Annotated in this window: 22 protein-coding genes; 13 read left to right on the top strand and 9 right to left on the bottom strand. The window is 45.5% G+C overall.

The annotated features are described in order from the left end of the window. Positions 1-6: 6 nt before the first annotated feature. Entirely contained in the window at positions 7-2,832 is a 2,826-nt protein-coding gene (gene uvrA / locus GC130_RS25900) for an excinuclease ABC subunit UvrA (protein ID WP_152001279.1), read from the bottom strand. 277 nt (positions 2,833-3,109) lie between these two features. Here uvrA and GC130_RS25895 point away from each other — a divergent pair, with 277 nt between their 5' ends. From GC130_RS25895 to GC130_RS25880, 4 genes are read left to right on the top strand one after another with little or no spacing between them, the layout of a single operon-like run. Next, entirely contained in the window at positions 3,110-3,709 is a 600-nt protein-coding gene (locus GC130_RS25895; RefSeq protein WP_152001278.1) for an RNA polymerase sigma factor, read from the top strand. Then, positions 3,684-3,923 carry a hypothetical protein gene (locus tag GC130_RS25890; RefSeq protein ID WP_152001277.1) on the top strand — a complete coding sequence of 80 codons (240 nt, stop codon included), beginning with the start codon at positions 3,684-3,686 and terminating at the stop codon, positions 3,921-3,923. The genes GC130_RS25895 and GC130_RS25890 overlap by 26 nt, the downstream gene beginning before the upstream one ends. A 10-nt stretch (positions 3,924-3,933) precedes the next feature. After that, positions 3,934-4,584, top strand: coding sequence for an endonuclease III (gene nth, locus GC130_RS25885; RefSeq protein ID WP_152001276.1), 651 nt, complete (start codon positions 3,934-3,936; stop codon positions 4,582-4,584). A 3-nt stretch (positions 4,585-4,587) separates the two neighbouring features. Then, entirely contained in the window at positions 4,588-5,748 is a 1,161-nt protein-coding gene (locus GC130_RS25880) for a glycosyltransferase family 4 protein (RefSeq protein WP_152001275.1), read from the top strand. Here the strand turns inward: GC130_RS25880 and GC130_RS25875 are convergent. Further along, entirely contained in the window at positions 5,745-6,734 is a 990-nt protein-coding gene (locus tag GC130_RS25875; RefSeq protein ID WP_152001274.1) for a gliding motility lipoprotein GldB, read from the bottom strand. The genes GC130_RS25880 and GC130_RS25875 overlap by 4 nt on opposite strands. Before the next feature lie 122 nt (positions 6,735-6,856). Here GC130_RS25875 and GC130_RS25870 point away from each other — a divergent pair, with 122 nt between their 5' ends. After that, complete coding sequence (locus GC130_RS25870; RefSeq protein ID WP_193218022.1) at positions 6,857-7,498, top strand: outer membrane beta-barrel protein; 642 nt, start codon at positions 6,857-6,859, stop codon at positions 7,496-7,498. Here the strand turns inward: GC130_RS25870 and GC130_RS25865 are convergent. The 3 genes from GC130_RS25865 to GC130_RS25855 all read right to left on the bottom strand — a co-directional run bounded on the left by GC130_RS25865 (position 7,495) and on the right by GC130_RS25855 (position 10,335). After that, on the bottom strand, positions 7,495-9,048 hold the full coding sequence (locus tag GC130_RS25865; protein WP_152001272.1) for an Rne/Rng family ribonuclease: 1,554 nt from the start codon (positions 9,046-9,048) through the stop codon (positions 7,495-7,497). The genes GC130_RS25870 and GC130_RS25865 overlap by 4 nt on opposite strands. Positions 9,049-9,194: 146 nt before the next feature. Further along, positions 9,195-10,016: a tetratricopeptide repeat protein gene (locus GC130_RS25860; RefSeq protein ID WP_152001271.1), complete on the bottom strand. Its 822-nt coding sequence runs from the start codon at positions 10,014-10,016 to the stop codon at positions 9,195-9,197. A gap of 28 nt (positions 10,017-10,044) precedes the next feature. Beyond that, positions 10,045-10,335 (bottom strand): HU family DNA-binding protein, encoded by a 291-nt coding sequence (locus tag GC130_RS25855; RefSeq protein ID WP_152001270.1) that lies wholly within the window; start codon positions 10,333-10,335, stop codon positions 10,045-10,047. A 138-nt stretch (positions 10,336-10,473) separates the two neighbouring features. Between GC130_RS25855 and mutY the strand changes: the two genes are divergently transcribed. From mutY to recG, 5 genes are read left to right on the top strand one after another with little or no spacing between them, the layout of a single operon-like run. Beyond that, entirely contained in the window at positions 10,474-11,547 is a 1,074-nt protein-coding gene (gene mutY / locus GC130_RS25850) for an A/G-specific adenine glycosylase (protein ID WP_152001269.1), read from the top strand. Positions 11,548-11,597: 50 nt separating this feature from the next. Continuing rightward, entirely contained in the window at positions 11,598-12,029 is a 432-nt protein-coding gene (locus tag GC130_RS25845) for a single-stranded DNA-binding protein (RefSeq protein WP_152001268.1), read from the top strand. Positions 12,030-12,055: 26 nt separating this feature from the next. Beyond that, entirely contained in the window at positions 12,056-13,414 is a 1,359-nt protein-coding gene (gene gldE / locus GC130_RS25840; RefSeq protein ID WP_152001267.1) for a gliding motility-associated protein GldE, read from the top strand. A gap of 9 nt (positions 13,415-13,423) precedes the next feature. Beyond that, positions 13,424-14,005, top strand: a complete 582-nt coding sequence (gldD, locus tag GC130_RS25835) for a gliding motility lipoprotein GldD (RefSeq protein ID WP_152001266.1) — start codon at positions 13,424-13,426, stop codon at positions 14,003-14,005. 29 nt (positions 14,006-14,034) lie between these two features. Then, on the top strand, positions 14,035-16,128 hold the full coding sequence (gene recG, locus GC130_RS25830; RefSeq protein ID WP_152001265.1) for an ATP-dependent DNA helicase RecG: 2,094 nt from the start codon (positions 14,035-14,037) through the stop codon (positions 16,126-16,128). A gap of 3 nt (positions 16,129-16,131) precedes the next feature. Here the strand turns inward: recG and GC130_RS25825 are convergent, their stop codons facing one another. The 4 genes from GC130_RS25825 to GC130_RS25810 are packed head-to-tail and all read right to left on the bottom strand — an operon-like array spanning position 16,132 to position 20,524. After that, positions 16,132-16,899: a LytTR family DNA-binding domain-containing protein gene (locus GC130_RS25825; protein WP_152001264.1), complete on the bottom strand. Its 768-nt coding sequence runs from the start codon at positions 16,897-16,899 to the stop codon at positions 16,132-16,134. Continuing rightward, positions 16,896-17,948, bottom strand: coding sequence for a histidine kinase (locus tag GC130_RS25820; RefSeq protein WP_152001263.1), 1,053 nt, complete (start codon positions 17,946-17,948; stop codon positions 16,896-16,898). Before GC130_RS25820 ends, GC130_RS25825 begins: the two co-directional genes overlap by 4 nt. Then, positions 17,945-18,940, bottom strand: a complete 996-nt coding sequence (locus GC130_RS25815; protein ID WP_193218021.1) for a sensor histidine kinase — start codon at positions 18,938-18,940, stop codon at positions 17,945-17,947. Before GC130_RS25815 ends, GC130_RS25820 begins: the two co-directional genes overlap by 4 nt. 45 nt (positions 18,941-18,985) lie before the next feature. After that, on the bottom strand, positions 18,986-20,524 hold the full coding sequence (locus tag GC130_RS25810; RefSeq protein ID WP_152001261.1) for a hypothetical protein: 1,539 nt from the start codon (positions 20,522-20,524) through the stop codon (positions 18,986-18,988). A 257-nt stretch (positions 20,525-20,781) separates the two neighbouring features. Between GC130_RS25810 and GC130_RS25805 the strand changes: the two genes are divergently transcribed. From GC130_RS25805 to GC130_RS25795, 3 genes are all read left to right on the top strand, one after another. Then, positions 20,782-21,582, top strand: a complete 801-nt coding sequence (locus tag GC130_RS25805; RefSeq protein WP_226940611.1) for a hypothetical protein — start codon at positions 20,782-20,784, stop codon at positions 21,580-21,582. Between the two features lie 4 nt (positions 21,583-21,586). Beyond that, positions 21,587-22,075: a methylated-DNA--[protein]-cysteine S-methyltransferase gene (locus tag GC130_RS25800; RefSeq protein WP_152001260.1), complete on the top strand. Its 489-nt coding sequence runs from the start codon at positions 21,587-21,589 to the stop codon at positions 22,073-22,075. Positions 22,076-22,239: 164 nt separating this feature from the next. Further along, a complete protein-coding gene (locus tag GC130_RS25795) occupies positions 22,240-23,217 on the top strand; it encodes an alpha/beta fold hydrolase (RefSeq protein WP_152001259.1) in 978 nt (325 codons plus the stop codon). Positions 23,218-23,219 lie beyond the last annotated feature (2 nt).

Here is a 23,219-nt window from a genome sequence, read left to right as displayed (position 1 = left end):
AGACTCTTAGTTAAGCTTTTCCTTCAAATATTGAGCTGTGTGGTTACCCTTCAGCTTTACCATGTCTTCCGGCAAACCAGCGAAGCCAATGATGCCTCCATCAATTCCTCCCTCCGGGCCAATATCTATGATCCAATCGGCATTTTTCACAATCTCCATGTTGTGCTCGATAATCAACACTGAATTCCCCTGGTTCACCAAAGCATTGAGAGCATCCAGTAGTTTTTTGATGTCATGAAAGTGAAGGCCAGTGGTGGGTTCGTCAAAAATGAAGAGAATGTGCTCGCTGCTGCCAGCATTTCGCTTTCCGATGAAAGAAGCCAGCTTAACTCGCTGCGCTTCACCACCAGAAAGTGAGTTCGACGACTGACCGAGCTTCACGTAGCCAAGTCCAACCTCGAACAATGGCTTCATTTTGTTGATTATTCCCGGTTTGTCTGAGAAAAAGTTTATACTTTCTTCCACCGTCAAGTCAAGCACCTCGGCAATGTCCTTGTCTTTGTATTTTACTTCGAGCACCTCGTCTTTGAAGCGCTTGCCATGGCAAGTATCACATAACAGGCGAATATCTGCCATGAACTGCATTTCAATTTTTACCTCCCCCTCTCCCTGGCAGGTTTCACAACGGCCACCTTCCACATTGAAAGAGAAGCTAGCAGGTTTCAGCCCTCTTTGCTTAGCAAGCGGTTGCTCGGAGAATAGTTGTCGGATCACGTCGTACGCTTTCACGTAAGTCACAGGATTGGATCGTGACGACTTGCCGATGGGGTTCTGGTCTACGAACTCTATCTGTGTAATCCGTTTGTAATCTCCTTCGAGCTTATCAAACTTGCCGGTGGCCTCGTTCACAGTGCCGAGTATCTTCCCTATCGCCGGGTAAAGAATCCTTTTTACCAGCGTAGACTTGCCTGAGCCGCTGACCCCAGTCACCACCGTCATCACGCCAAGTGGCAGCTCCATCTTCACGTTCCTGAGGTTATTCTCTCTGGCTCCGGAAATCAATACCGACTCATTCCACTTTCGTCTCTTCTTGGGTACCTCAATCACATCCCTGCCATTCAGAAAGCGAGCCGTATGAGATACTTCCTCTGTTAGTATCTCCGCCCAGTCGCCCTGAAACACAAGCTCGCCTCCATGGCTGCCAGCCCCAGGCCCAATATCAATGATTTGGTCGGCGGCTTTCATCACCTCCTCCTCGTGTTCTACTACTATTACCGAATTGCCCAGATTACGAAGGGTCAGCAGCACTTCAATAAGCCTTGAGGTGTCTCTGGGGTGCAGGCCGATGCTCGGTTCATCCAGAATATACATGGAACCCACCAGTGCACTGCCGAGTGACGTAGCCAGCTTTATTCGTTGAAATTCGCCTCCCGAAAGTGTGCTGGTTAAGCGGTTGAGAGTCAAATAACCGAGGCCTACCTGATCCAGGTAAGTCAGCCTGTTGATTATCTCTGTTAATATGCGCTTGCTCACCTTTCTGTCGTGATCAGAAAGTGCAAGGCCCTGCAAAACCTGCAGCACCTGTGAAACCGGCATCAGCACGAGGTCAGTGATAGAGTGGCCATCGATTCTCACATAGGCCGCATCTTTTCGCAACCTGGTACCTCTGCAGTCAGGACACACTGTTCTGCCTCTGTATCTGCTGAGCATCACCCTGTACTGAATCTTGTGAGTCTGGCCCTCCAGGTATTTAAAAAAAGCATGAAGGCCTTCAAAGTATTTGTTGCCAGTCCACAAGAGCTGATACTGTTCGGCCGTGAGCTCATTAACAGGTCTGTGGATGGGGTAGTCAAACCTAATTCCGTTTTTCAAAAGGGGTTGTGCCCAGGCTTGCATGGTTTCGCCACGCCACGGGGCCACCGCCCCTTCATACACAGACAGACTCTTGTCTGGAATTACCAGGTCTTCGTCGATACCAAGGATTTTCCCAAACCCTTCGCAGGTTCTACAGGCTCCGTATGGATTATTGAAGCTGAACAGATTAACACTCGGCTCTTCAAATCGAATACCATCAAGTTCGAACTTATCTGAAAATTCACGTCTCCCGACTCCTATCACATCCACATAGCAGGTGCCCTCTCCCTCGAAAAAAGCTGTTTGTATAGAATCTGAAAGCCTATACTGGTTATCTTCATCTTCGGGCTGTGCCGACGCCCGGTCGATAAGTATTTCAAGTTTCTCGGGTTTTTCGAGGCCCTCTTTTTTCTCCACCAAATCCTCTATTTGAAGTATCTCTCCATCGAGAACTAATCGGGTGTACCCTTTACTAAGCAAAATCCGAAATTCATCATCCAGGCTCCTCTCCGTTTTCAAACGCAACGGGCAAGTGATTACCAGCTTCGCCCCAGCCTTGTGACTATATATCCAGTCCACTACGTCGGTAACCGAATCTCTTCGAACCACCTCACCACTTACCGGCGAATAGGTCACACCTATCCTGGCAAACAACAGCTTCATGTAGTCGTAAATCTCCGTTGTTGTCCCAACAGTCGACCTTGGATTACGGGTATTTACCTTTTGTTCGATAGCAATCGCCGGGGAAACTCCTTTTATGTACTCCACTTCGGGCTTCTCCATCCGACCTAAAAACTGTCTGGCATAGGAGCTAAGGCTTTCTACATATTTTCTTTGCCCCTCCGCAAAAAGAGTGTCGAATGCCAGAGAAGACTTCCCGGAGCCGGACAGGCCGGTGATGACCACAAGCTTGTTTCTCGGAATGGCGACGCTAACATTCTTCAGGTTATTTACTTTGGCACCCTTTATGATGATATACTTACGTGGGTCAAGGTCATCAAAGGCTACTGCCTTGTCATTCAATATGCTTACTTCCATTTATTCCGGGGGGTATTACAACGCAAACTTAAGTCTATAATGGTGAATTGCAGTTCAATTGTTTCATTTAAGGTAAACCAAGATAAACGAAGCTTATCCACACATTATTATCTATACAAAACTTTTGTGCAAAAAATTTTTATGTGCGGAAATGAATGACTAAAATTCACATCTTAACATAGAAATAATAGTGCACGAAGCACATAGAATTAACCACTTTAAACCTCTAACTGTTACAATATGGCATAAACCTCTACGTTACTAAAAGTGAAGTTTGATGAGCAAGAATGAAATTAGTGACAGCCAATTAGTAACGCTGTACAGAAACGGGGACGAAGAAGCCTTTAGTACACTGTTAAACAGGCACAAGAACAGAGTTTATACAACGATTTATTTAATTGTAAAAGACCGTTATGTGGCTGAAGATTTATTGCAGGATTCATTTATAAAGGCCGTTAAGACGATTAAGTCTGGCCGGTATAATGAAGAAGGAAAGTTTCTGCCATGGATGCTTCGAATAGCCCATAATTTGGCCATAGATTATTTTCGAAAGGAGAAACGCTACCCTGTGGTAGTAATGGAGGATGGCTCGAAGGTATTCAACACCCTTGAGTTTGCTGAAGACCCGATCGAAAATAAGCAGATTAAGATGGAAACCCATCAAATGCTCAGGCAGTTGATACAGGAATTGCCCGAAGCTCAAAAGGAAGTATTGATTATGCGTCACTACATGCAGATGAGCTTTCAGGACATTGCTGATTCAACGGGTGTTAGTATCAACACCGCTCTAGGCAGAATGCGGTATGCCCTCATTAATCTCAGAAAGAGAATGCAGCAAACAAGTATAGCCTATGACAAAAACATTTACAGAAAATGACCTGATACGGTATGTATATGGAGAGACTTCAGAAATAGAAAATAATGAAATCGAAAGTGCCTTGCTATGTGATAGCGAAGTGCAGGAGCAGTTTGCTCAGCTGATTGAAATCACTCAGCAGCTTAGCTGCGTCGACTATTTTCCCTCTGAAAACTCGGTAAAAAACATCCTTGATAAAGCCAAAGAACTAAATTTGCAGTCTATCGCTAAATAGTGAGAGGCTAATGACACGCAAGGAGCGCTACGAGGCTTTTATAAATTTCTTTACTGAGCACTTCCCAGAGCCAGAAACGGAGTTGCACTATGGCACCCCGTTCGAGTTACTGGTGGCAGTGGTTCTGAGTGCCCAGTGCACAGATAAAAGGATCAATCTGGTAACGCCTGCTCTTTTCAAGGATTTCCCGACGCCTGCCCACCTGGCCGCCACTACTTTCGACGAGCTTTTTCCCTATATCAGAAGTGTGTCTTACCCCAATAACAAGACCAAGCACCTGATTGGGTTGGGGAAAAAGCTCGTGGAAACTTTCAATTCGGAAGTTCCGGGTACAATCGAGGATCTTCAAACCCTACCGGGTGTGGGGAGAAAAACTGCTAACGTTATAGCATCGGTGATATACAATCAGCCTACAATGGCTGTAGACACCCATGTTTTTCGGGTATCGAAGCGGCTGGGGCTAGTGACAAAATCTGCCAACACACCACTCGAAGTAGAGAAACAGCTTGTAAAATACATTCCTGAAGAACACATTCCAAAAGCCCACCACTGGTTGATTCTTCATGGCAGATATACGTGCCTGGCCCGCACTCCCAAATGCGAGGATTGTGCCATCAGTTCCTTTTGTAGCTACTACGAAAGCTCCCTGAAACAACGCTGAGCCATGAGGGTTGTCCTTCTTCATCAATACTACAAAACACCTGAAGAGGGCGGTGGTATTCGTTCATGGTACTTATGCAGGGCTTTGAAAGAGGCTGGGCATGAGGTGGAGGTAGTGACTACCTGGAACAAAGGGGAGAAAAAGACGATATCAGTAAACGGGTACTCAGTTCACCACCTTCCTATTCATTATTCTAATGAGCTAACTGTCGGCAAGAGGGTTTGGTCGTTTTTGCGGTTTTCGTTTTTCGCCTTGCGAAAGGTAAACTCACTGCAAAAACCAGACTTCATTTACGCCATCAGCACGCCACTAAGCGTAGGCATGTTGGCGAAACTGATACATTGGACAAGAGGTATTCCCTATTTTTTTGAAGTCGGCGACCTTTGGCCTGATGTACCAGTACAAATGGGGTATTTGCGCAGTCCGCTATTGATTCGAATCCTAAAGAGCCTGGAGCTCTCCATTTACCAATCGGCGAAAGGCATTGTGGCCATGAGCCCGGCAATGTTGGACTATTTTAACGACCTGGGCTACGGAAAAAAAACTATATGCGTCACTAATTTTTCTGACCTTACTCTTACCAACACCCCCTCGCATGAGAAAGAACGGACGGACAGTTTTACAGTCGCCTATATGGGCACTTTGGGCAAAGCAAACCACCTAAGCTACCTGATTGATTTGGCGGACGAAGCTCAAAAAAGAGGTTTGAAGAATTTCCGATGCATTATTATGGGTGAAGGTGCGGAGGAGCCCTTGCTCAAAAAAATGATCGCCGAAAGAGGGCTTTCTAATGTTTCCCTTTTGCCGCACTCCGCTAAGCCGACCGCTATAAATGTGCTCAAAAGTGCTTCAATGGCCTATTTGTCTTTTGGGCCATATGACAAGTTATGGACGGGTAGTCCGAACAAGTACTTCGATGCTCTGGCAATTGGAAAACCCATCCTCTGCAATTTCGGCGGATGGATCGGTGATGAAATCATAGATAAAAAATGCGGAGTTGTTTACAGCCCTTTTGATCCCCAATCATTTTTTGATGTCAACTGGGCATCGCTTCAGGCGGATGATACACTTAAAAAAATGGGCGAAAATGCCCAGGAACTAGCTCAAAAGAGCTATGCTCTTGACAAACAGATTCCAAAGTGGCTAACGTTCATCAGCCGCTAGTGTGGATTCGGCCTGTATTTAGATAGGGTAAAAATCTTCTTCGGATCATCTTCCTCCATGAGTTCCTGCAAGGTAACTTTTGGGTTGTTTTCCATGTAAGACCTCACAATTTCCCAGCCCACCCAGGCACCGATACGGCCGGGACATTTCTCTCCTATCTCATACACATTTGGCCGCTCGCCCATGAACTTGTTGATGAGCTTTGGCTCGGTTTCATACAACAGCTGGTTTTGCACAAAATTCGCCCAGACGACGTCCTCATTCTTGTGCACTTCTCGCAGCTCTTCCTCAGAAAACCCGATGATAATAGAATCGGGTGCGCACGGCACCATTCGCTCCGTAAAATAATAGGTTTTCCCTGCGGTTATCATTTCATTGAGTAACGTGTTATCCCCGTAGTCGACCTTGTTGTAGTAGTCGGATAAAAAGAAAAACGAAGCTGGAACTATATAATCCGGCTTAAAACGGCGGGCAATGTAGGCTGGTACATTGTCCGGTTTGTACTTTGAGTCGTTTCCGATGAAAAAATCCAGCCCGATGACCAGCAGACTGTCCGAAAAATAGATGTCCCGGTAAAAACCCGTGACCATGGTTTGTACCTTCGGTGTTTTAGCGGCTGGGTAGTAATATTTGAGGTGTTGAAAAGCAGAAACATACTGCGACTCCAACCAACTTATGTCTCCAAATTTCCTGTCGACTTCCATTTGCAAAGAGTCGAGGTGAGGGATTAGCCTGATCATTTGATTGGCCAGCACACTGTCGGACGGATACTGATTGGCATCCAAAAAATAGTCCGCTAACGTCGGATTGCCCTCAAGGAACGCTCTCACCTCACCAGAAGTAGTGGACTCAAATAGCGGAACTTCCTTCCTTTCAATGGAAACCTCCATGGGTATTGCAGCTATTTCGGGATCGATCTCACATTCCTTGTTTTCGCAAGCAGCGAAGGCAAAGAAAATGAGTAGAAATGCATAATTTCGATTCATCGTATCAACTTTGGACTAAAACTATTGATTATCCCTCTTTGAAAAAACTGGGATACCTTGAATTAAAGTATTTTTCAGCAAGGCTAGCAACTTTGCCCCTTTGCGTAAAGAAACGATCATTTATGAAAAGAATTTTTATCCTTTCTATTTTTTGTCTCATTTCTGGTGTTGCCTTTTCTCAGGTGAAAATCGGGCTCAGGTTTTCCCCCTCTTACAATATCAACCGGGTATCAAGCTTGTCGGACACGTTGATTCTATCGCCACAGCAGGCAACCTTCAAAATGGTACTGGGTATAGTAACAGAGTTTGCCTTCACAGATACCTACAGTTTCACAACCGGGCTTGCTTTTGCGCCAAAAAGTGTTGGGATCAATTTTGCCGGAGAAAACGGCGGATCATATACCAACGCCACCGAAGAGTATAAAATACAGTATCTCCAGATTCCCGCATTGCTAAAACTCTATACGGATGACTACCTGCCTGGCAGCAGAATATATTTTCATGTGGGTGCCATGATCGACGTCAAGATATTTGACTCGCCTGAAAACAATGACTATGTATTCATAGAGAAGTTTTTGCCAGTGGATGCGTCGGCAGTGCTTGGGGTTGGTACAGAAGTGGAACTTGGAATATCCACTATTGTGTTTGGGGGCTTGAGCTACAACCGGGGCCTGACCAATATGGCCTCAAAAACAATCGCTCTTGACGCAAAACCTATTGTCAAGAGCGATTACTTCCAATTGGAGCTCGGTTTAAAGTTTTAAACCAGCTCTATTTCTTCTCCTGTAGAATTAACAAAGTGGAAATCCGTCAGGCCTAGTGAGGAGTCCTCGATCAGGTGAACCCACTTGTAGTACTTCATGAACCACTGTACTCTCTTGGAGTAAATCCCTTTGGTGAAATAGGCATAAAGATACGGATGAAGGCTAATGGTTAGCTTCTTCTCGTTTTGCTTGCCAAAAATGTGTTCTATGTTTTTCTCAATCTGATCGGCCACTATTACTGACGCCGTGATTTTGCCGGTACCATTACACGTAGGACAAACCTCTCTCGTGCTGATATTCATCTCCGGCCTTACCCGCTGCCGGGTAATTTGCATCAGCCCAAACTTTGATAGGGGAAGCACTGTATACTTGGAGCGATCGGTGCTCATCTCCTGCTTCATCCTCTCATAAACCTTCTTCCGGTTATCCTGCTTTTTGAGGTCAATGAAATCTATCACGATGATACCGCCCATGTCTCTCAGGCGAAGTTGCCTGGCGATTTCCGACGCTGCGTCCATGTTTACCCGCAGAGCGGTTGACTCCTGATCCTCTTCGGCGTTCGACTTGTTGCCGCTGTTAACGTCAATTACATGAAGCGCTTCTGTATGCTCGATGATTAAATAGCCTCCTCCGGCTACACTTACGGAACGGCCAAATGACATCTTGAGCTGTTTTTCTACGTGGAAATGCTCAAATATTTTAACCTTACCGGTGTATTGTCTGAGGATTTTTTCTTTGTCGGGAGCTATCTTGTTAACGTAGGCACGGACATCTGCAAAGGTCTTTTTGTCATCGATGTGGATAGCATCGAACGACTCGTTGAGGACATCTCTCAGAATAGAGTTTGTCCGGCTCATTTCGCCGATGATCTTGTCCTTCGATTGGGCTGTCTTCAGGTTTTTCATCCCTTCCTCCCAAATGGAAACAAGGTTTCTTAAGTCCTTGTCGAGCTCAGCAACATCTTTGCCCTGAGCGACAGTCCTGATGATAACACCAAAGTTTTCGGATTTAATAGACGATACCAAACGAACAAGTCGTTTGCGCTCATCGCTGCTGTCAATTTTCTTGGAAACATTGACAGTATTTGAGAATGGTACAAGAACTAAGTACCGTCCCGCAAGGGACAATTCACAAGAAAGCCGGGGGCCCTTTGTGGAGATTGGTTCCTTTACAACCTGTACAAGTATCTTTTGACCCTTGGTAAGTACCTGGCTGATTTTGCCAAGCTTATCAATATCTTTTTCGGGTTTAAAGCCTGCCAGTTTGTGGCTTATATTTTTGTTTGTAAGCACAAGCCGTGTGAACTTATTCAACGACTGCACTTGCGGGCCTAAATCGAGATAGTGCAAAAATGCATCTTTCTCGTAGCCGACATCAATAAAAGCAGCATTTAGGCCCTGTACGATTTTCTTTACAGTGCCTAAATATATATCTCCAACATTAAATTGATGATCATCACTTTCCTGATGATACTCTACCAATCGCTTGTCTCTTAGTAAGGCAATCCGGGATCCCTGTGGAGTCGAATTTATTATTAATTCATTGCTCACACTGATTCCGTTTTAAAAAGTAAATTACTTCTTCTTGTGCCTATTCTTTCTGAGTCTTTTCTTTCTCTTGTGAGTAGCGATCTTATGTCTCTTTCTTTTCTTTCCGCAAGGCATATGCGAATGTCTTTATTTGTTAAACAATTTTTTTAATTCAATTCCTGAAGGTAAGAGTCAACTGCGGCGCTTACAGCCGGATCGTTTTCCGTTTCCTTCGCTTTGATAAGCCAGGCTCTTGCTTTCTGCTTGTCACCCAACTCCTTATAACTTACACCAAGATAAAACATGGCCTGGATGTTCTCAGGGTCAATTGTTAAGAGCTTTTCAAGTCTCTCAACTGCCTTATCATACTGAGCCGACTGCATCGAAAGAATACCCATATTATAAAGGGCCTCTTTGTTGTCAGGGTCTTTCTCCAGAATTTCCCTCAACATCAAAATCCCTTGCATGGGATTTGGTGATGAGATGTAGGTCATGGCTATTTTTGACTTAGCACTCAAATTGTCCGGATCAGCTTTCAAAACCTCCCCAAGCAATTCCTGAACCTTGCTTCCGAGCTTTTTAGCCCTGGCATCGTCCGCCGCAAAACCGAACGCTTCGTAATAATAATTACCCGCTTTCTCCTTTGCCTCTATCGACGGATCGACCTCCGCAAGGAGGTCAGCGTACTTGGCAACACTGTCCAATTGTTGTACCAAAAGGAAGGTGTTCGCCAAAGAGTCTGCAAAGATAGCTGAATTGTTTGGATTTTTTAACTGCTCCTTGAAATATTGTATCTTTTGCTGGTCAGAATCAGACAGTTCTACTTCGTGGGCTCCTGGTATTTCTTCAGCTCCTGCATTTTCTTCCTGCGTGGCTGACGGTACTTCAGCCATATCACTGTCATTGTCTACGACTACCTTGGGAAGACTGAAAAGAACGATGATCAGCCCAACCCCTAATATGGTTAAGACAATTTGTTGTTTTGACATGAAGTTTGTTTGCTGGAAATAGGACTTCCTACTTCAGTTTGTTGCTGCTTTTTACCTTCTCAATAAAAACCTTCGACGGCTTAAAGCTAGGCACATAGTGCTCTTCGATGACGATAGCCGTGTTCTTAGAAATATTTCTGGCAATCTTCTTGGCTCTTTTCTTGTTTACAAAACTTCCGAAACCACGAACGTAAATATTACTGCCATCTGCCATCGAACTTTTTACCACAGTGAAAAAAGCTTCTACGCTAGTTTGCACATCTGCTTTATCAATCCCCGTTTTCTCTGCAATTTCGTTTATTACGTCTGCTTTAGTCACCTCTTCTATATTTTAATTATGCTTTGCTACTCGATTTTTTTAATGGGCACAAATTTAAATGAGCGGGGTAGAAATAAAAAAGAAAGAGTTAAATAAAAGCGCTTATTTTGTGCCCTCAACGAAAGTATTTCTCTCATCGTGGCCGAAAGTAATCAGGCATTTTCAAACATTTTAATAAGATGGTACGAAAGGCATAAAAGGGATCTTCCGTGGCGTGAAACGAAAGACCCGTATGCCATCTGGCTTTCGGAAATCATACTTCAGCAAACACGTGTTGCTCAGGGCCTTCCTTATTTTCAGAAGTTTATTAGCAGGTTTCCCACCGTCGGCTCGCTGGCTGAAGCAAGCCAGGAAGAAGTGCTGGCCTTATGGCAGGGGCTAGGCTATTATTCAAGAGCAAGAAACCTCCATGCATGTGCTCAAATGGTGGCTTTGCAGTACAATGGCAAGTTCCCTGCCAGCTATAAGGAGCTTCTGAAACTGAAAGGCATAGGCGCCTACACAGCCGCTGCCATTGCCTCCTTTGCCTTTAACGAAGCAGTGCCTGTAGTCGATGGAAATGTTTATCGGGTGGTTTCCAGGGTATTTGGGTTACACGACGATATTTCTAATGCTTCCACTAGAAAGGTATTTGAAGGACGGCTCGCCTCACTTATTCCATCCGATGCACCGGGCGAATTCAACCAGGCCATTATGGAGTTTGGTGCGCTTCATTGCACACCATCTGCTCCCGACTGCAAAAACTGTATTTTCAATCACTCGTGTTTCGCATTCAAAAACAACGAGGTGGCCAACTTGCCAGTAAAGACAAAAAAAGTGAAGGTGCTCAACCGGTATTTTAACTACTTTGTTTTTCAATTTGGTGAGGAGGTACTTATGGGTGCAAGAAAAGATAAAGATATCTGGCTTGGCCTTCACGACTTCTTTAATCTTGAACGAGGAGAGCTGTTTGATGAGGAAACGGCTCTTGCAGAGGTCAGCAATTTGATTTCCACTAAAAATTGGGAACTAATCGATATTTCAGCAACTTATAAACATGTATTGACTCACAGGATTATTTATGCCCGTTTTTTTAGGGTGCGTATTTTTCAGCCTGATGACTTCATTTCGTTAATTCAAAGCATAAAATTGAAGCCAATTAGCGTTAGTGACTCCGCCGGAATTTCGAAACCAGTATTGATCACCAATTATTTGAATGATACCTTATTTTAAATTATTTTTAGTATCCCTATCTATCAAAACATTACAAAAAACAAATCTTTATGTCAGGAGTAAATAAAGTGATTCTGCTTGGAAACCTTGGAAAAGACCCGGAAATACGGCACCTCGAGAACGGACGGGCCGTGACAAACTTCACTTTGGCTACTAGTGAGGTTTACAAAAACAAGGAAGGAAACAAGGTAACTAACACCGAGTGGCACAACGTAGTTTTGTGGACGCCTCTTGCAGAAGTAGCTGAAAAGTATCTGAAAAAAGGCAACCAAGTGTATATAGAAGGAAAAATAACAACCCGTTCCTACGACGATAAAGATGGGAACAAGCGATACATCACTGAAGTGGTGGGAAGGGAAATGACCCTTGTTGGAGGAAGGCCAGACGGCGGCGGCGTCTCGTCCGAACCCCAAAGTGGTGGAGCCGCCCAACCAGCTCCGGTGGCAGCAGAGCCAACCGATCTGGATGATTTGCCGTTTTAGCACTATATTGCAGCTTTTATCCATCAATGGAAGACCCATACCCCAGTATATACTTGACATTAATTGGAGACTTAGGTATCACTTATGTCTCCTTTTACATTTTTAGCGGCGTTCTATTTGCGCTGCTGCTCTATCTTTCTGCCCTTATTTCAGGGTCGGAAGTAGCTTTCTTTTCCCTGAATCACGGTGATCTTGCCACGTGCCGCACTTCGGCCAATTCTCAGGACAAGCGAATTATAAGCCTGCTCCAGGGCCCGCAGCGCCTTTTGGCCACCATTTTGATCATGAACAACCTGGTCAACATCACCATTGTGACATTGGCGACCTATGTCACCTGGGAAATAGTTGGTTCGAAATCAGCTGACGGGTACATTGTGGCCGTGCTGACTGTAATCACTACGCTGGCTATTGTCTTTTTTGGAGAGGTGGTGCCAAAAGTATATGCCAATCAAAACAACCTGAGCTTTGCCAGGAGCACGTCCGGCTTGCTGAATGTAGCAGATACTATTTTCAGGCCTGTGTCATGGTTGCTGCTGTCGATCAGCTCAATCGTTGAAAAAAGAGTAGAAAGAAAAGGCTATAACGTGTCGATAGATGAGCTCAATCATGCGCTGGAGCTGACCGCTGAAACTGAAGCCACGGAGGAGGAAAAGGGCATATTAAAGGGGATCGTAAATTTTGGTACACTCACGGTGACCCAGGTAATGCGATCCCGGGTAGACATCACGGCCATCGATTTTGAGACCGACTTCCATGAGCTGATGGATCAGATCAATAAAACGGGTTACTCCAGGATTCCTATATATAAAGAAACTGTCGACAAGATAGAAGGGGTTCTTTACATCAAAGACCTGCTTCCTTTTGTGGAAAAAGACGAAAACTTTCTGTGGCAGAACCTGATGCGACCGGCATTTTTTGTGCCCGAAAGCAAAAGAGTTGATGCGCTATTTAAAGACTTCCAGGAGAAGCGGGTGCATATGGCCATCGTTGTCGACGAATATGGTGGCACCTCCGGGCTTGTGACCCTGGAAGACTTGATCGAAGAAATTGTTGGGGAGATCAACGATGAGTTTGACAACGAAGACGAGATCGCTTACAACAAACTCGACAGCAATACTTACGTGTTTGAAGGTAAAATTTCGCTGAACGACTTTTGCAAAGTAGTGAGTGTGGAAGGCAACATCTTTGACACAGTGAGAGGCGACAGTGAATCCCTTGGTGGATTAATTCTAGAGATCAATTCTAAGCTTCCCAATGTTGGAGAGAAAATTCGCTTTGAAAGATTTGTTTTCACGGTAGTGTCGGCAGACAACAAGCGGATCAAAAGAGTGCGGGTTTTCATAAACCCCTCGTTCCAGGCGGAAAGTCTCCAAAAGGATAAGTAATTTAAGGGCATGAAGCTTAAATTCTTTCTCTTATTCTTCCCGGTCATTCTTGCTTTGAGTGTTGCCTGCGAAGGCACCTACCTGCCCAAACCGAAAGGATACAACCGTATAGACCTTCCGCCAAGTGAGTATGTTGCTCTGCCAGACTCATTTCCTTATCAGTTTCAGTACTCTGCTCATGCAAAGCTTCTGAAGGACTCTTCGTGGATGGCCGAAAGGTATTGGATTGATTTGTACTACCCGACAATGGAAGCATTGGTGCAGGTGACCTATAAGCCTGTGAATAATGACACCAGTTTGCTCGGAGAGTATTTTGAAGATTCATACAAACTCACTTCCAAGCACAATATTAAAGCGTATTCCATTGAGCAGATGGATTTGGTTATCCCAAATGGTGGGTGGGCTGTAGTATCGGAGCTGACCGGCGAAGTGCCCAGCCAATTTCAGTTTCACGCTACTGATTCTGCCAATCACTTCATTCGTGGAGCGCTCTATTTTGAGACTTCCACAAAAAACGATTCTTTAAAGCCCGTTATTGAGTACATTAAGTTCGATATCATCCACATGCTCAACACCATTGAGTGGAAATAGGCATACAGTAGAGAACCATTACCCATCGCATGTCCGGCTTTTTTGAAACCAGAATAGAGTTCCTGAAAGGCGTTGGCCCTCAAAGAGCAGAGCTGCTGAACAAAGAGCTGTCCATTTTTACCTACGGCGACCTACTCCAGCACTACCCGTTCAGGTACGAAGACCGGACAACCTTTCACAAAATCAGAGACATAAGAGACGAGGAATCCTTTGTGCAGGTGATGGGGAAAATCCGATCAATGGAAACTATTGGTATTGGCGGGAAGAAAAGACTTGTGGCCCACTTCTATGACGAAACCGGAGAAATGGAGTTGGTTTGGTTTCAGGGGGCTGCCTGGATTTCTAAGAAGCTTCGGGTAAATACGCCCTACCTTGTTTATGGCAAGCCTTCAGCTTTTGGCAGCAAGTTCAACATTGCTCACCCGGAAATTGAACTACTGACGGTTGATAACAGAAAAGGCGGGTATCTGCAACCCATTTATCACACCAGCGAAAAGCTTAAGGCCCGCTTTATCGACAGCAAAGTGATCTCGAAGTTTCAGGAGCAGCTATTGCTGGTTGCGTTGCCGTATATCCACGAAACGCTTCCCGACTTTTTGCTGCAAAAATTTGGCCTGGTGAGCAAAAAAGAGGCGATGGTAAATGCCCACTTTCCGAAGAGTAGTGAATGGTTGGAAAGGGCGAGAAAGCGGTTGAAGTTTGAAGAGCTTTTCTACATTCAACTTAGGTTAGTAAGCCTTAAGGGCTCCCGAAAAGACTTGTACAAAGGCCTGGTGCTGGCCGACACCTCTCTGCTCACCACTTTTTACAATGACCATTTGCCGTTTGAGCTGACTGGCGCCCAAAAAAGGGTGATTAGGGAAATTTACCTCGACATGCGGTCGGGCAAGCAAATGAACCGCCTTTTGCAGGGCGATGTGGGAAGCGGGAAAACGATGGTGGCCTTTATTTGCATGCTGCTGGCCATCGGCAGCGGCAGTCAGGCTACCCTCATGGCACCGACTGAAATTCTGGCCGGTCAACACTACACCGGGCTCAAAGAGTACGCCGACAAAATGGGCCTGAGCATTGCCAAGCTCACCGGCTCCACCAAAAAGAAGGAGAGGACAAGGATTCTGGCAGAGCTGCTTTCCGGTGATATTCACATATTGGTGGGCACTCATGCGCTACTGGAAGAGCCCGTGCAATTCAGAAGCCTTGGGCTGGCCATCACCGATGAGCAACACCGCTTTGGCGTAGCGCAACGGGCTCAGCTTTGGCAGAAAAACGAAGAGCTTTATCCGCACGTGCTGGTGATGACGGCCACACCCATTCCCCGCACGCTGGCCATGACGGTATACGGTGACTTGGATACCAGCACGATTGATGAAATGCCCGCAGGCCGGAAGCCCATCAAAACGATTCATAGAACAGACGCCGCCAGGCTCCAGGTGTTTGGGTTTATCAGGGAACAAATTCAGTTGGGGCGGCAAGCTTACATTGTTTATCCGCTCATAGAGGAGTCGGCATCGCTTGACCTCAAGGACCTGATGGATGGCTACGAAAGCATTGCCAGGGCTTTTCCGGACTTCCAGCTCAGCATTGTGCACGGCAAAATGAAGCCAGAGGCAAAAGACTTTGAAATGCAGCGATTTGTTGAAGGCGTTACTCAGGTGATGGTCGCCACCACGGTGATTGAGGTAGGCATCAACGTGCCCAATGCCAGTATGATGGTGATAGAAAATGCGGAGAGATTTGGGCTGGCCCAGCTCCATCAGCTCAGGGGCAGGGTGGGCCGGGGTGCTGACCAATCGTATTGTATCCTGATGACAAAAGACAAGCTAAGCCAGGAGGCCAGAACCCGTATTCAAACCATGGTGGGCACCAACGACGGATTCGAAATTGCCAGGGTCGATTTAAAACTAAGAGGCCCGGGCGACTTAACGGGCACCCAACAAAGTGGTGTAATGGATCTTTTGGTGGCCGACCTGGTGCAAGACGGGAAAATACTTCAGGCAGCCCGGGAAGAAGCCCAGCAAATTATCGATATCGACCCTAAGCTGGCTCTGGACAAACACCGGGTGATCAAGTCACACATTTCCTCGCTCAAAAAATCAGTGACGAACTGGAGCCGGATCAGCTAGTAATCAACCAGCATCATTGAACCAGTCTTTGAACGCACTTACCTTCTCCCGGCTCACCACAATCTCTTCAGGCCAATCCACCGTCGGCACTATTCTAAGCCTGGTAACGGAGTAGATCAGCACATCTTTGATCGCATCGATATTGATGATATAAGTGCGGTTGACCCGGAAGAAGGATTTCGGGTTAAGTATCTCCTCCAAGGTCTCCATTTTATAATCTATCACATACCTCGCTTTGGTATTGGTAACAATGAAGCCATTTCTCCCCTCAGCATAAAAGAAGGCCACGTCTTCGGTTTTCACGGATCGGATATGTTCCCCAACCTTCACCATAAACCTGTTTTTGAAGTCCTTCTGAAGGTAGCTTTTGAGTACGTTTTCAATGGCATTTGCGGGTTGCACGGTGGCCCCTTTCTTCAGGAGCCTTAACTTCTCGATACTTTGCTCCACTGCATCTCTGTCGATGGGTTTCAGCAGGTAGTCCACTCCATTCGAGCGAAAAGCCTCCAAAGCATAATTGTCGTAGGCGGTGATGAAAATGACTGGCACGTTGACGGGGTGCTTTTTGAATGCCTCCAGGCTTAGCCCGTCTTTCAACTTAATATCTGTCAGTATCAGCTCTATCTGGTCTTCTTTGGCTTCGAGCAATTCCAACATAGCCACCACAGTAGTCGCTTCACCTATCAGCTCAATTTCCGGAGCTATTTCCGCCAATATTTTCTTTAGCTTGTCTGACGCTGGCTTTTCGTCTTCTATAATAATGGCTTTCATGCTGCTTTTTCGAGTTTTAGAAGAGGTAGTTTTACAAATCCCCTATTGTCAGCTTTTACTATCAGTAACGGTCGCTCTGTAAAATGCTCAAACGACTGGAGCAATTCCATCATTTTTTCTTTGCCCTCCACCGTCGGCATTAACCTTTCCCACAGGGAGTATTCAATGGTCAGATAGTCCTCCTCTCTTCTGACAAATATCTTCAAAGGCCGACTTTGGTTGATCATGTTCGAGGCGATGATCCACTCCATCACAATCATCATACTTCCGGGCAAGAGGAACGCCTCCTCTTCGACAGCATCGCTCTCCAGCAACCAATGAATGTTTCCATTGTACTGCTGGTTGTAAAGATACACTATGCTTTCTGCGATCGTCAATTCAGACTTCATTTCCGAAAGATCTTCGTGCCGGCTGTCGAGCACACTTCTGTACACATGCGAAAGCTTCTGGATAAACTTGTCGGCGGCTTTGTCCTTTTTATAAAGAATAGAAATCAGGGTTTCGAGCGACTTATAAAGAAACTCCGGATTAATTACCCTGCTAAAAATCCTCAGCTTCAGGTCTATGTTCTTTTTCAATACCCCTTCTTTATCTAATGCCCTATTTGTTTCAAGTGTAAACAAGATGACAGAGGCGAGCACTATAAAGTAGAGAGCATAAATAAAGCCGTAGATGGATAGAAAGGTGGATAATTCGGTGGTGAAGGTACCAAAGCTATACCCTATCACCCACACAAAGTAAGCGCTGATGCTGGCGAATACCACAAGCAGAGTCGCCAGCAATCCCGCAATAAACAATAAGCCAAACGAGAGCTTAATAAAGTCACTGCTTTCTATTCGTGGCACAAAGCCATTGGCAATGGCCCGCAGCAATTCAGCAACCAAATAGGTAATTCCTATGCACAACAAAGCTTCCTTTTCGAAAAACACCTCCCCAAGTGAGCCCAGGTTATCAAACACCAAAAGCACAAGCATGTAAATGAGCATACCCAAAGGGAGAGGGGCAAACAACCGAGATATCAAGTGATTGTAAAAAAGTTTACGCTTCATAAGTGAGGAAGTAAAGGAACGGAGACGCTAAACAGCTTGTCGTTTACAATCCGAACCGGTAAATCGGTAAAAAAAAAATATCGCTTTTGGATATTGGCCAAGCCAACCTGTAGCGACTCTGCCTCATCCACTATGCCCCGGTTTTCATTGGTCACACAGATATAGTTACCCTCCTCTTCCTGAATCACTATCTCCATCGGATCCAGCTCCGAGAAGTCGTTGTGCTTAATGGCGTTTTCGACCAGTAGCTGTATCGTAAGCGGCGGTATGTTAGCAGAAAATTTATTAGCCCCTATTGAAATAGTGTGGGTGAGGGCATTGCCGAATCTTACTTTTTGGAGAAACAGATAGGCCCTTACAAAAGCCAGTTCCTCCTCAACCGTCACCAGCTTTTTGTCCTGAGAAGCAATAAGATACTGGTAAGACTGCACAAGCCGACGAATGAACTGCTCGGCTTGTTCTGACGAGTCATCGAGCAGGGAGGAAATGGTATTGAGACTGTTGAACAGGTAGTGAGGGCTTAGCTGCGTTTTCAGGAGCTCGTACTGCAGCTCTAGTTGCTCTCTTTCGTGCTTGAGCTGGTTCAGCCGACCTTTAGAATACTCACTGAAGCTGAAATAAGAGAGGTCGAAAACACCATTGACGATGATCAGAACAAAAAGAAGCAGCGCTAATTTGATCATTTCAGGCTTCAGCGTTTCGAAAGAAACCGGCTCAGGAAAAAGCCCTTTGGACAGCTCAAGGCCAAGGAGAACAATGCCAGCCAATATTGCAGCCTGCACAAGCGATCCAGCAAGAAACCGGACGCCCAGCGACTTCCTCCAGGAAATGACTGCATTTAACCTGATGTTGGAGTAGACTATTGAAATGCCAGCTACAGCACCCATGGCCACTACCAACAAATAGGCACCAAGGTGGCCCGCAAGGTCGGGAAGCTCTCCGGTTTTACCGTAGTAGAGATAGTTGAATATCCCTACTGCGATAAATGCCATTCCTGATGATTTCAACAACCATTTTCTCATGGGTGGCTCTGGGGCTTAATAAAGTTTCTCCATCACCCTGCGGTACTCGCTGCTCGAAGGTATTTTAGAGGCAGCTTCCGACACAGCTTTTCTGAATGTGTCATTTCTTGGCATAACTTCAGCTACTTTCACCAGCACGTCTCCCCTTGACGAGGAAGAAGCGATATGCTCAGAAGCGACAATTACTCTCATAAGAAAATCAGGATGTACGTTACCGTCTTTCATGAAAGTTAGCAAAACATTTCCTTGTTCCGAAGAGCTTGGTATCCTTGTGACTGTTTCAAAAACAAGATCGCTGAGCTGGGGGTCGTTGCGCATTTTGGCTGACGCCGCTCTCAGAACCTCACCCTGAGTAGAACTGCTGGCAATACTCTGCACTGCTTTGATCAATGGCACCAGCTGCGACGGTGTTGGTTCTTTTTCGATGATGGCGAACTTCAAAACTTCGCCCTGTGTGGAGCTGCTTGCAATTCGGCTGATGGTAGAAGCGAGTTCACCAAACAGCTCATTTGAAAGTTGGCTGGAGTTATCAATAGCGTATTTAAGCACTTCTCCCTGTTCGGAGCTGGAAGGGATATGCCTGACAGATGACAGCACTTTGCTGAAAGTATAGGGCTCCAGGCTTTGGTCTCTAATCAAATCCCTCAAAACACTTCCTCTTTCGGAGCTGGAAGGAATATCATCGACCACGTCAAAGTATTTGTCCTGTATGCGCTGGTCTTTATCAAACTGCCTGTTGTACAATCTTAACACAGACCCTCGCTCAGAACTCGAAGGGATATGATCCACCGCATCGAGCAATGCAATTTTGGTAGACGTTTCCAGTTTATGCTTTTGTAACGCATGGCGCAACGTATATGCCGACTCTGAACTCGACGGGATATTGTTCACTGCCTCGAAATAAGCGGCGGCACTCTTGCTGTTCGAAAAAAACTTGTAGTCATATTCTCTGAGCAGCTCACCACGGGTTGAGCTGGAGGGAATATCTCTGCCAATGGCGAGAGCAATTTTAGACAGCCCGGCTTCAGAGAGTCCATTGGTTTCCAAGAGGAAGGAAAAGTATTCCCCCTTGCCGCTCGAGCTATTGATTTCCTCTATTTCGTCAATCACTGCATCAACGCCGCCCTTCCTGTAGAACCTTTTTACCCGATCCTCGGCAGCCACGCCGGTGGAGTGAATCACATCGAGGAGAACATCGGCCAGCCATTTTCTTCCTTCCGGCTCAAAGTTGATTTGGGTTCTGTTATCATAAAACTCGTAAGACAGCTGCCCTGCGTCGTTGCTGCTGATCGTGAGTTCCTTCTTGTTGCCAAAAGTTGTTTTTCTTATTGTTAGATAGCCGCCGGGGGTAATGGCCGTCACCTCTGTATCAGCTTCATTTACTTTGACTGACCCTCTTACTTTTATTTCAAGGCTGGAGGCGTTCCCAACAATTTTGAAGTCGTTTCTGTAGGTCTTTGTTTTGAGGGAATCCTCCCCGCCAGCCTGGGCTGCAACAACAGCAAAGCAGAATACTGCCACAGTTGTAAAAGTTTTCATCATTAGCGTTTTCATAAACTTGTCCTTTTTAAGCTTCCCTCTCCAATAATTTTGACGGGAAGCAATTCTTGGAAATTCATTTTGAGTTGATGATACAATGAACGGTAAATGACCGACGAAAGTAAACGGCGATGTAGCCAACCGGAGAATGTTTGTAGCCAACCGTTCAATTCGATTATTCATTTTTATATCAAAGTTTTCAGTGCCATTGGATTTTGGCCTATCTTAAATGAAAATTCCAAATTCGAACCACCGACTAAGCACGTCACGAAATGAAAAACACAATTAAGCTTGCCATATTTTCAGCTGTCGTAATTGGGTACATTACCAGCTGCACTCCTTCAACAAAAGAGACCAATGACGGCCAAAGTGAGTTTGTCGAGAACCCACCGGCTGACGGCTTCGATGAAAAAAACTCTGACGCCATTGCCATTAAACTTGCCGATGATGTGATGACCAGCATGGGAGGGCGAAACAGCTGGGACGCCACCAGGTTCCTTGCATGGAATTTCTTTGGTGCCCGCAAGCACCTGTGGGACAAGCAAACTGGCGATGTGAGAATTGAGGCACCGAGAGACTCTACCATTATTTTGATGAACATTAATACCATGACAGGCCGGGTAATGAAGAAAGGCCAGGAGTTTACCAGCCCCGACTCGCTTTCAAAATATCTTGAGAGAGGTAAGTCCTGGTGGATCAACGACTCCTATTGGCTGTTCATGCCATTTAAACTAAAAGACAGCGGAGTAACTCTGCAATACGTTGGCGAAGACACAACAATGGATGGCCGCAACGCCCATGTGCTAAGCCTTCTGTTTAAAGGTGTGGGTGTGACGCCCGACAACGGCTACAAAGTATATGTTGATATGGAACAAAGCCTTATAACTCAATGGGCTTACTACAAAGATGCCTATCAGGACGAGCCCAACTTTGTGCTGCCATGGGTCAACTACAAGCCCTACGGTAAAATTCTTCTGTCGGGTGACAGAGGTCAGCGGCAAATCACCGAGATAAGCGTTTTGGAAACTGTTCCGGAAGGGTCATTCACTGAGTTTAGCCCTATAATCCTGTAGTTTATTGAATCATTGTGTCATTCAAAGCCCGGTTGGTCAACTAAAGCTTTCTTCTTCTGGGGGTTACCTATTGCGGATTGATTTTATTAATGAGCAGGAGGTTTGTTCTCTTCCAACCGATTCTCTGTTAAAAGAGTCTGTTAAGCAGCTTCAAGCCTATTTTAATGGGAAGCTTGAGTTTTTTGATCTGCCGCTGAAGCCTATCGGAACTGATTTTCAGTTGCGGGTTTGGGAGGCATTGGGCAAGATACCGTACGGTGCCAGTTGGTCTTATCTTCAGCAAGCTACTTTTTTGGGAGATGCGAAGTGTATCAGAGCAGCAGCAAGTGCCAACGGAAAAAACCCTTTGCCAATCGTTATTCCCTGCCATAGGGTGATTGGAACAGATCAAAAATTGGTTGGATTTGGTGGCGGGCTGTGGCGAAAAGAGTGGCTTTTAGGTCATGAAAAACACCCTAATTACTTGTACAAACAGGGTATGATTAAGTTTTAACCGTTAGCAGCATTATATTTTTGATTACATTTGAACCAATATTTGACCAGCTATACTTGTTTTCGAGTATTTTTGATGAAAATCTACCTGCTTCCTGCGATTCGTTTTCGAATGAATTAATTTGGCATTATTAGTGCAGAAAGGGTTAAGTAAAGGATCACGGTATGTTTAAAAAGACCTTAGTTTCGCTGGTACTATTCACGATAGGCGTTTTCATGGCGCTTTTCCGTGCCGACTTGTCGCTTGAAGACCTATCGATAAAGTATGCAGGAAGAACGTCCCGATTCGTGAAAATTGATGGCCAGCCTATTCACTATAAATCGGAAGGAAAAGGATTTCCAATCATTCTTCTTCATGGCACTGCCTCATCGCTTCAAACCTGGGACAAGTGGTCGCAGGAGCTTTCGCAGTATTATCAGGTGGTGCGCATCGACCTCCCTGGTTTTGGACTAACAGGTCCATTTCCTGACAATGACTATTCCATGAAGCACTACAGTGAGTTTCTGGAGAAATTCATTAGTACCGTTGGTTTAGGCCGCTGCTATATTGCCGGTAACTCCCTGGGTGGTGAAATTGCGTGGAATTTTACCATAGATTATCCGGAAAGGGTTGAGAAGCTTATTCTGATCGACGCAGCGGGCTACCCGAATGATGCTCCCCCGCCATTTATTTTCAGGCTAGCCAAAGCACCTGGCTTCAACACATTTCTGAGGTTTTCGACACCAAGATTCATGGTAAGAAACAACCTTGAAGAGGTGTACTACGACGACTCGAAAATTGACGAAGACCTTGTGGAAAGATACCAATCGCTCTGCCGCAGAGAAGGCAATCGCAGGGCATTCATATATAGAATGAATACTGCGCATATAGATAGAAGTGATGAGCTTTCGAAAATAAAGCAGAAAACGTTGATCCAGTGGGGAAAGCATGACAAATGGATACCGTACAACGTTGCAGATTCCTTTGCCACAAGTATTTCTCATTCAGTTGTTAAGGTCTATGACAATGCCGGTCACGTTCCTATGGAAGAAATTCCTGAAGAAACCGTGGCCGATGCCATTCAGTTTCTTCAGGAAGATTCTCCGTTCCATTTCCCTTTCATCTTTGCTAATTCTCAGGAAGTGAGAAGAGGCAATAATTGATA

It is taken from the genome of Imperialibacter sp. EC-SDR9, assembly GCF_902498805.1.
Classification (GTDB): domain Bacteria; phylum Bacteroidota; class Bacteroidia; order Cytophagales; family Cyclobacteriaceae; genus Imperialibacter.
Note: the sequence above shows the minus strand (reverse complement) of the source record. Positions and strands in the feature narration are given on the sequence as shown.

Bases quoted from the DNA above. Each gene is read 5' to 3' on its own strand.
- uvrA (WP_152001279.1), bottom strand. From the start codon at position 2,832: ATGGAAGTAAGCATATTGAATGACAAGGCAGTAGCCTTTGATGACCTT.
- GC130_RS25895 (WP_152001278.1), top strand. From the start codon at position 3,110: ATGAGCAAGAATGAAATTAGTGACAGCCAATTAGTAACGCTGTACAGA.
- GC130_RS25890 (WP_152001277.1), top strand. From the start codon at position 3,684: ATGACAAAAACATTTACAGAAAATGACCTGATACGGTATGTATATGGA.
- nth (WP_152001276.1), top strand. From the start codon at position 3,934: ATGACACGCAAGGAGCGCTACGAGGCTTTTATAAATTTCTTTACTGAG.
- GC130_RS25880 (WP_152001275.1), top strand. From the start codon at position 4,588: ATGAGGGTTGTCCTTCTTCATCAATACTACAAAACACCTGAAGAGGGC.
- GC130_RS25875 (WP_152001274.1), bottom strand. From the start codon at position 6,734: ATGAATCGAAATTATGCATTTCTACTCATTTTCTTTGCCTTCGCTGCT.
- GC130_RS25870 (WP_193218022.1), top strand. From the start codon at position 6,857: ATGAAAAGAATTTTTATCCTTTCTATTTTTTGTCTCATTTCTGGTGTT.
- GC130_RS25860 (WP_152001271.1), bottom strand. From the start codon at position 10,016: ATGTCAAAACAACAAATTGTCTTAACCATATTAGGGGTTGGGCTGATC.
- GC130_RS25845 (WP_152001268.1), top strand. From the start codon at position 11,598: ATGTCAGGAGTAAATAAAGTGATTCTGCTTGGAAACCTTGGAAAAGAC.
- gldE (WP_152001267.1), top strand. From the start codon at position 12,056: ATGGAAGACCCATACCCCAGTATATACTTGACATTAATTGGAGACTTA.
- gldD (WP_152001266.1), top strand. From the start codon at position 13,424: ATGAAGCTTAAATTCTTTCTCTTATTCTTCCCGGTCATTCTTGCTTTG.
- recG (WP_152001265.1), top strand. From the start codon at position 14,035: ATGTCCGGCTTTTTTGAAACCAGAATAGAGTTCCTGAAAGGCGTTGGC.
- GC130_RS25825 (WP_152001264.1), bottom strand. From the start codon at position 16,899: ATGAAAGCCATTATTATAGAAGACGAAAAGCCAGCGTCAGACAAGCTA.
- GC130_RS25820 (WP_152001263.1), bottom strand. From the start codon at position 17,948: ATGAAGCGTAAACTTTTTTACAATCACTTGATATCTCGGTTGTTTGCC.
- GC130_RS25815 (WP_193218021.1), bottom strand. From the start codon at position 18,940: ATGGCATTTATCGCAGTAGGGATATTCAACTATCTCTACTACGGTAAA.
- GC130_RS25810 (WP_152001261.1), bottom strand. From the start codon at position 20,524: ATGAAAACGCTAATGATGAAAACTTTTACAACTGTGGCAGTATTCTGC.
- GC130_RS25805 (WP_226940611.1), top strand. From the start codon at position 20,782: ATGAAAAACACAATTAAGCTTGCCATATTTTCAGCTGTCGTAATTGGG.
- GC130_RS25795 (WP_152001259.1), top strand. From the start codon at position 22,240: ATGTTTAAAAAGACCTTAGTTTCGCTGGTACTATTCACGATAGGCGTT.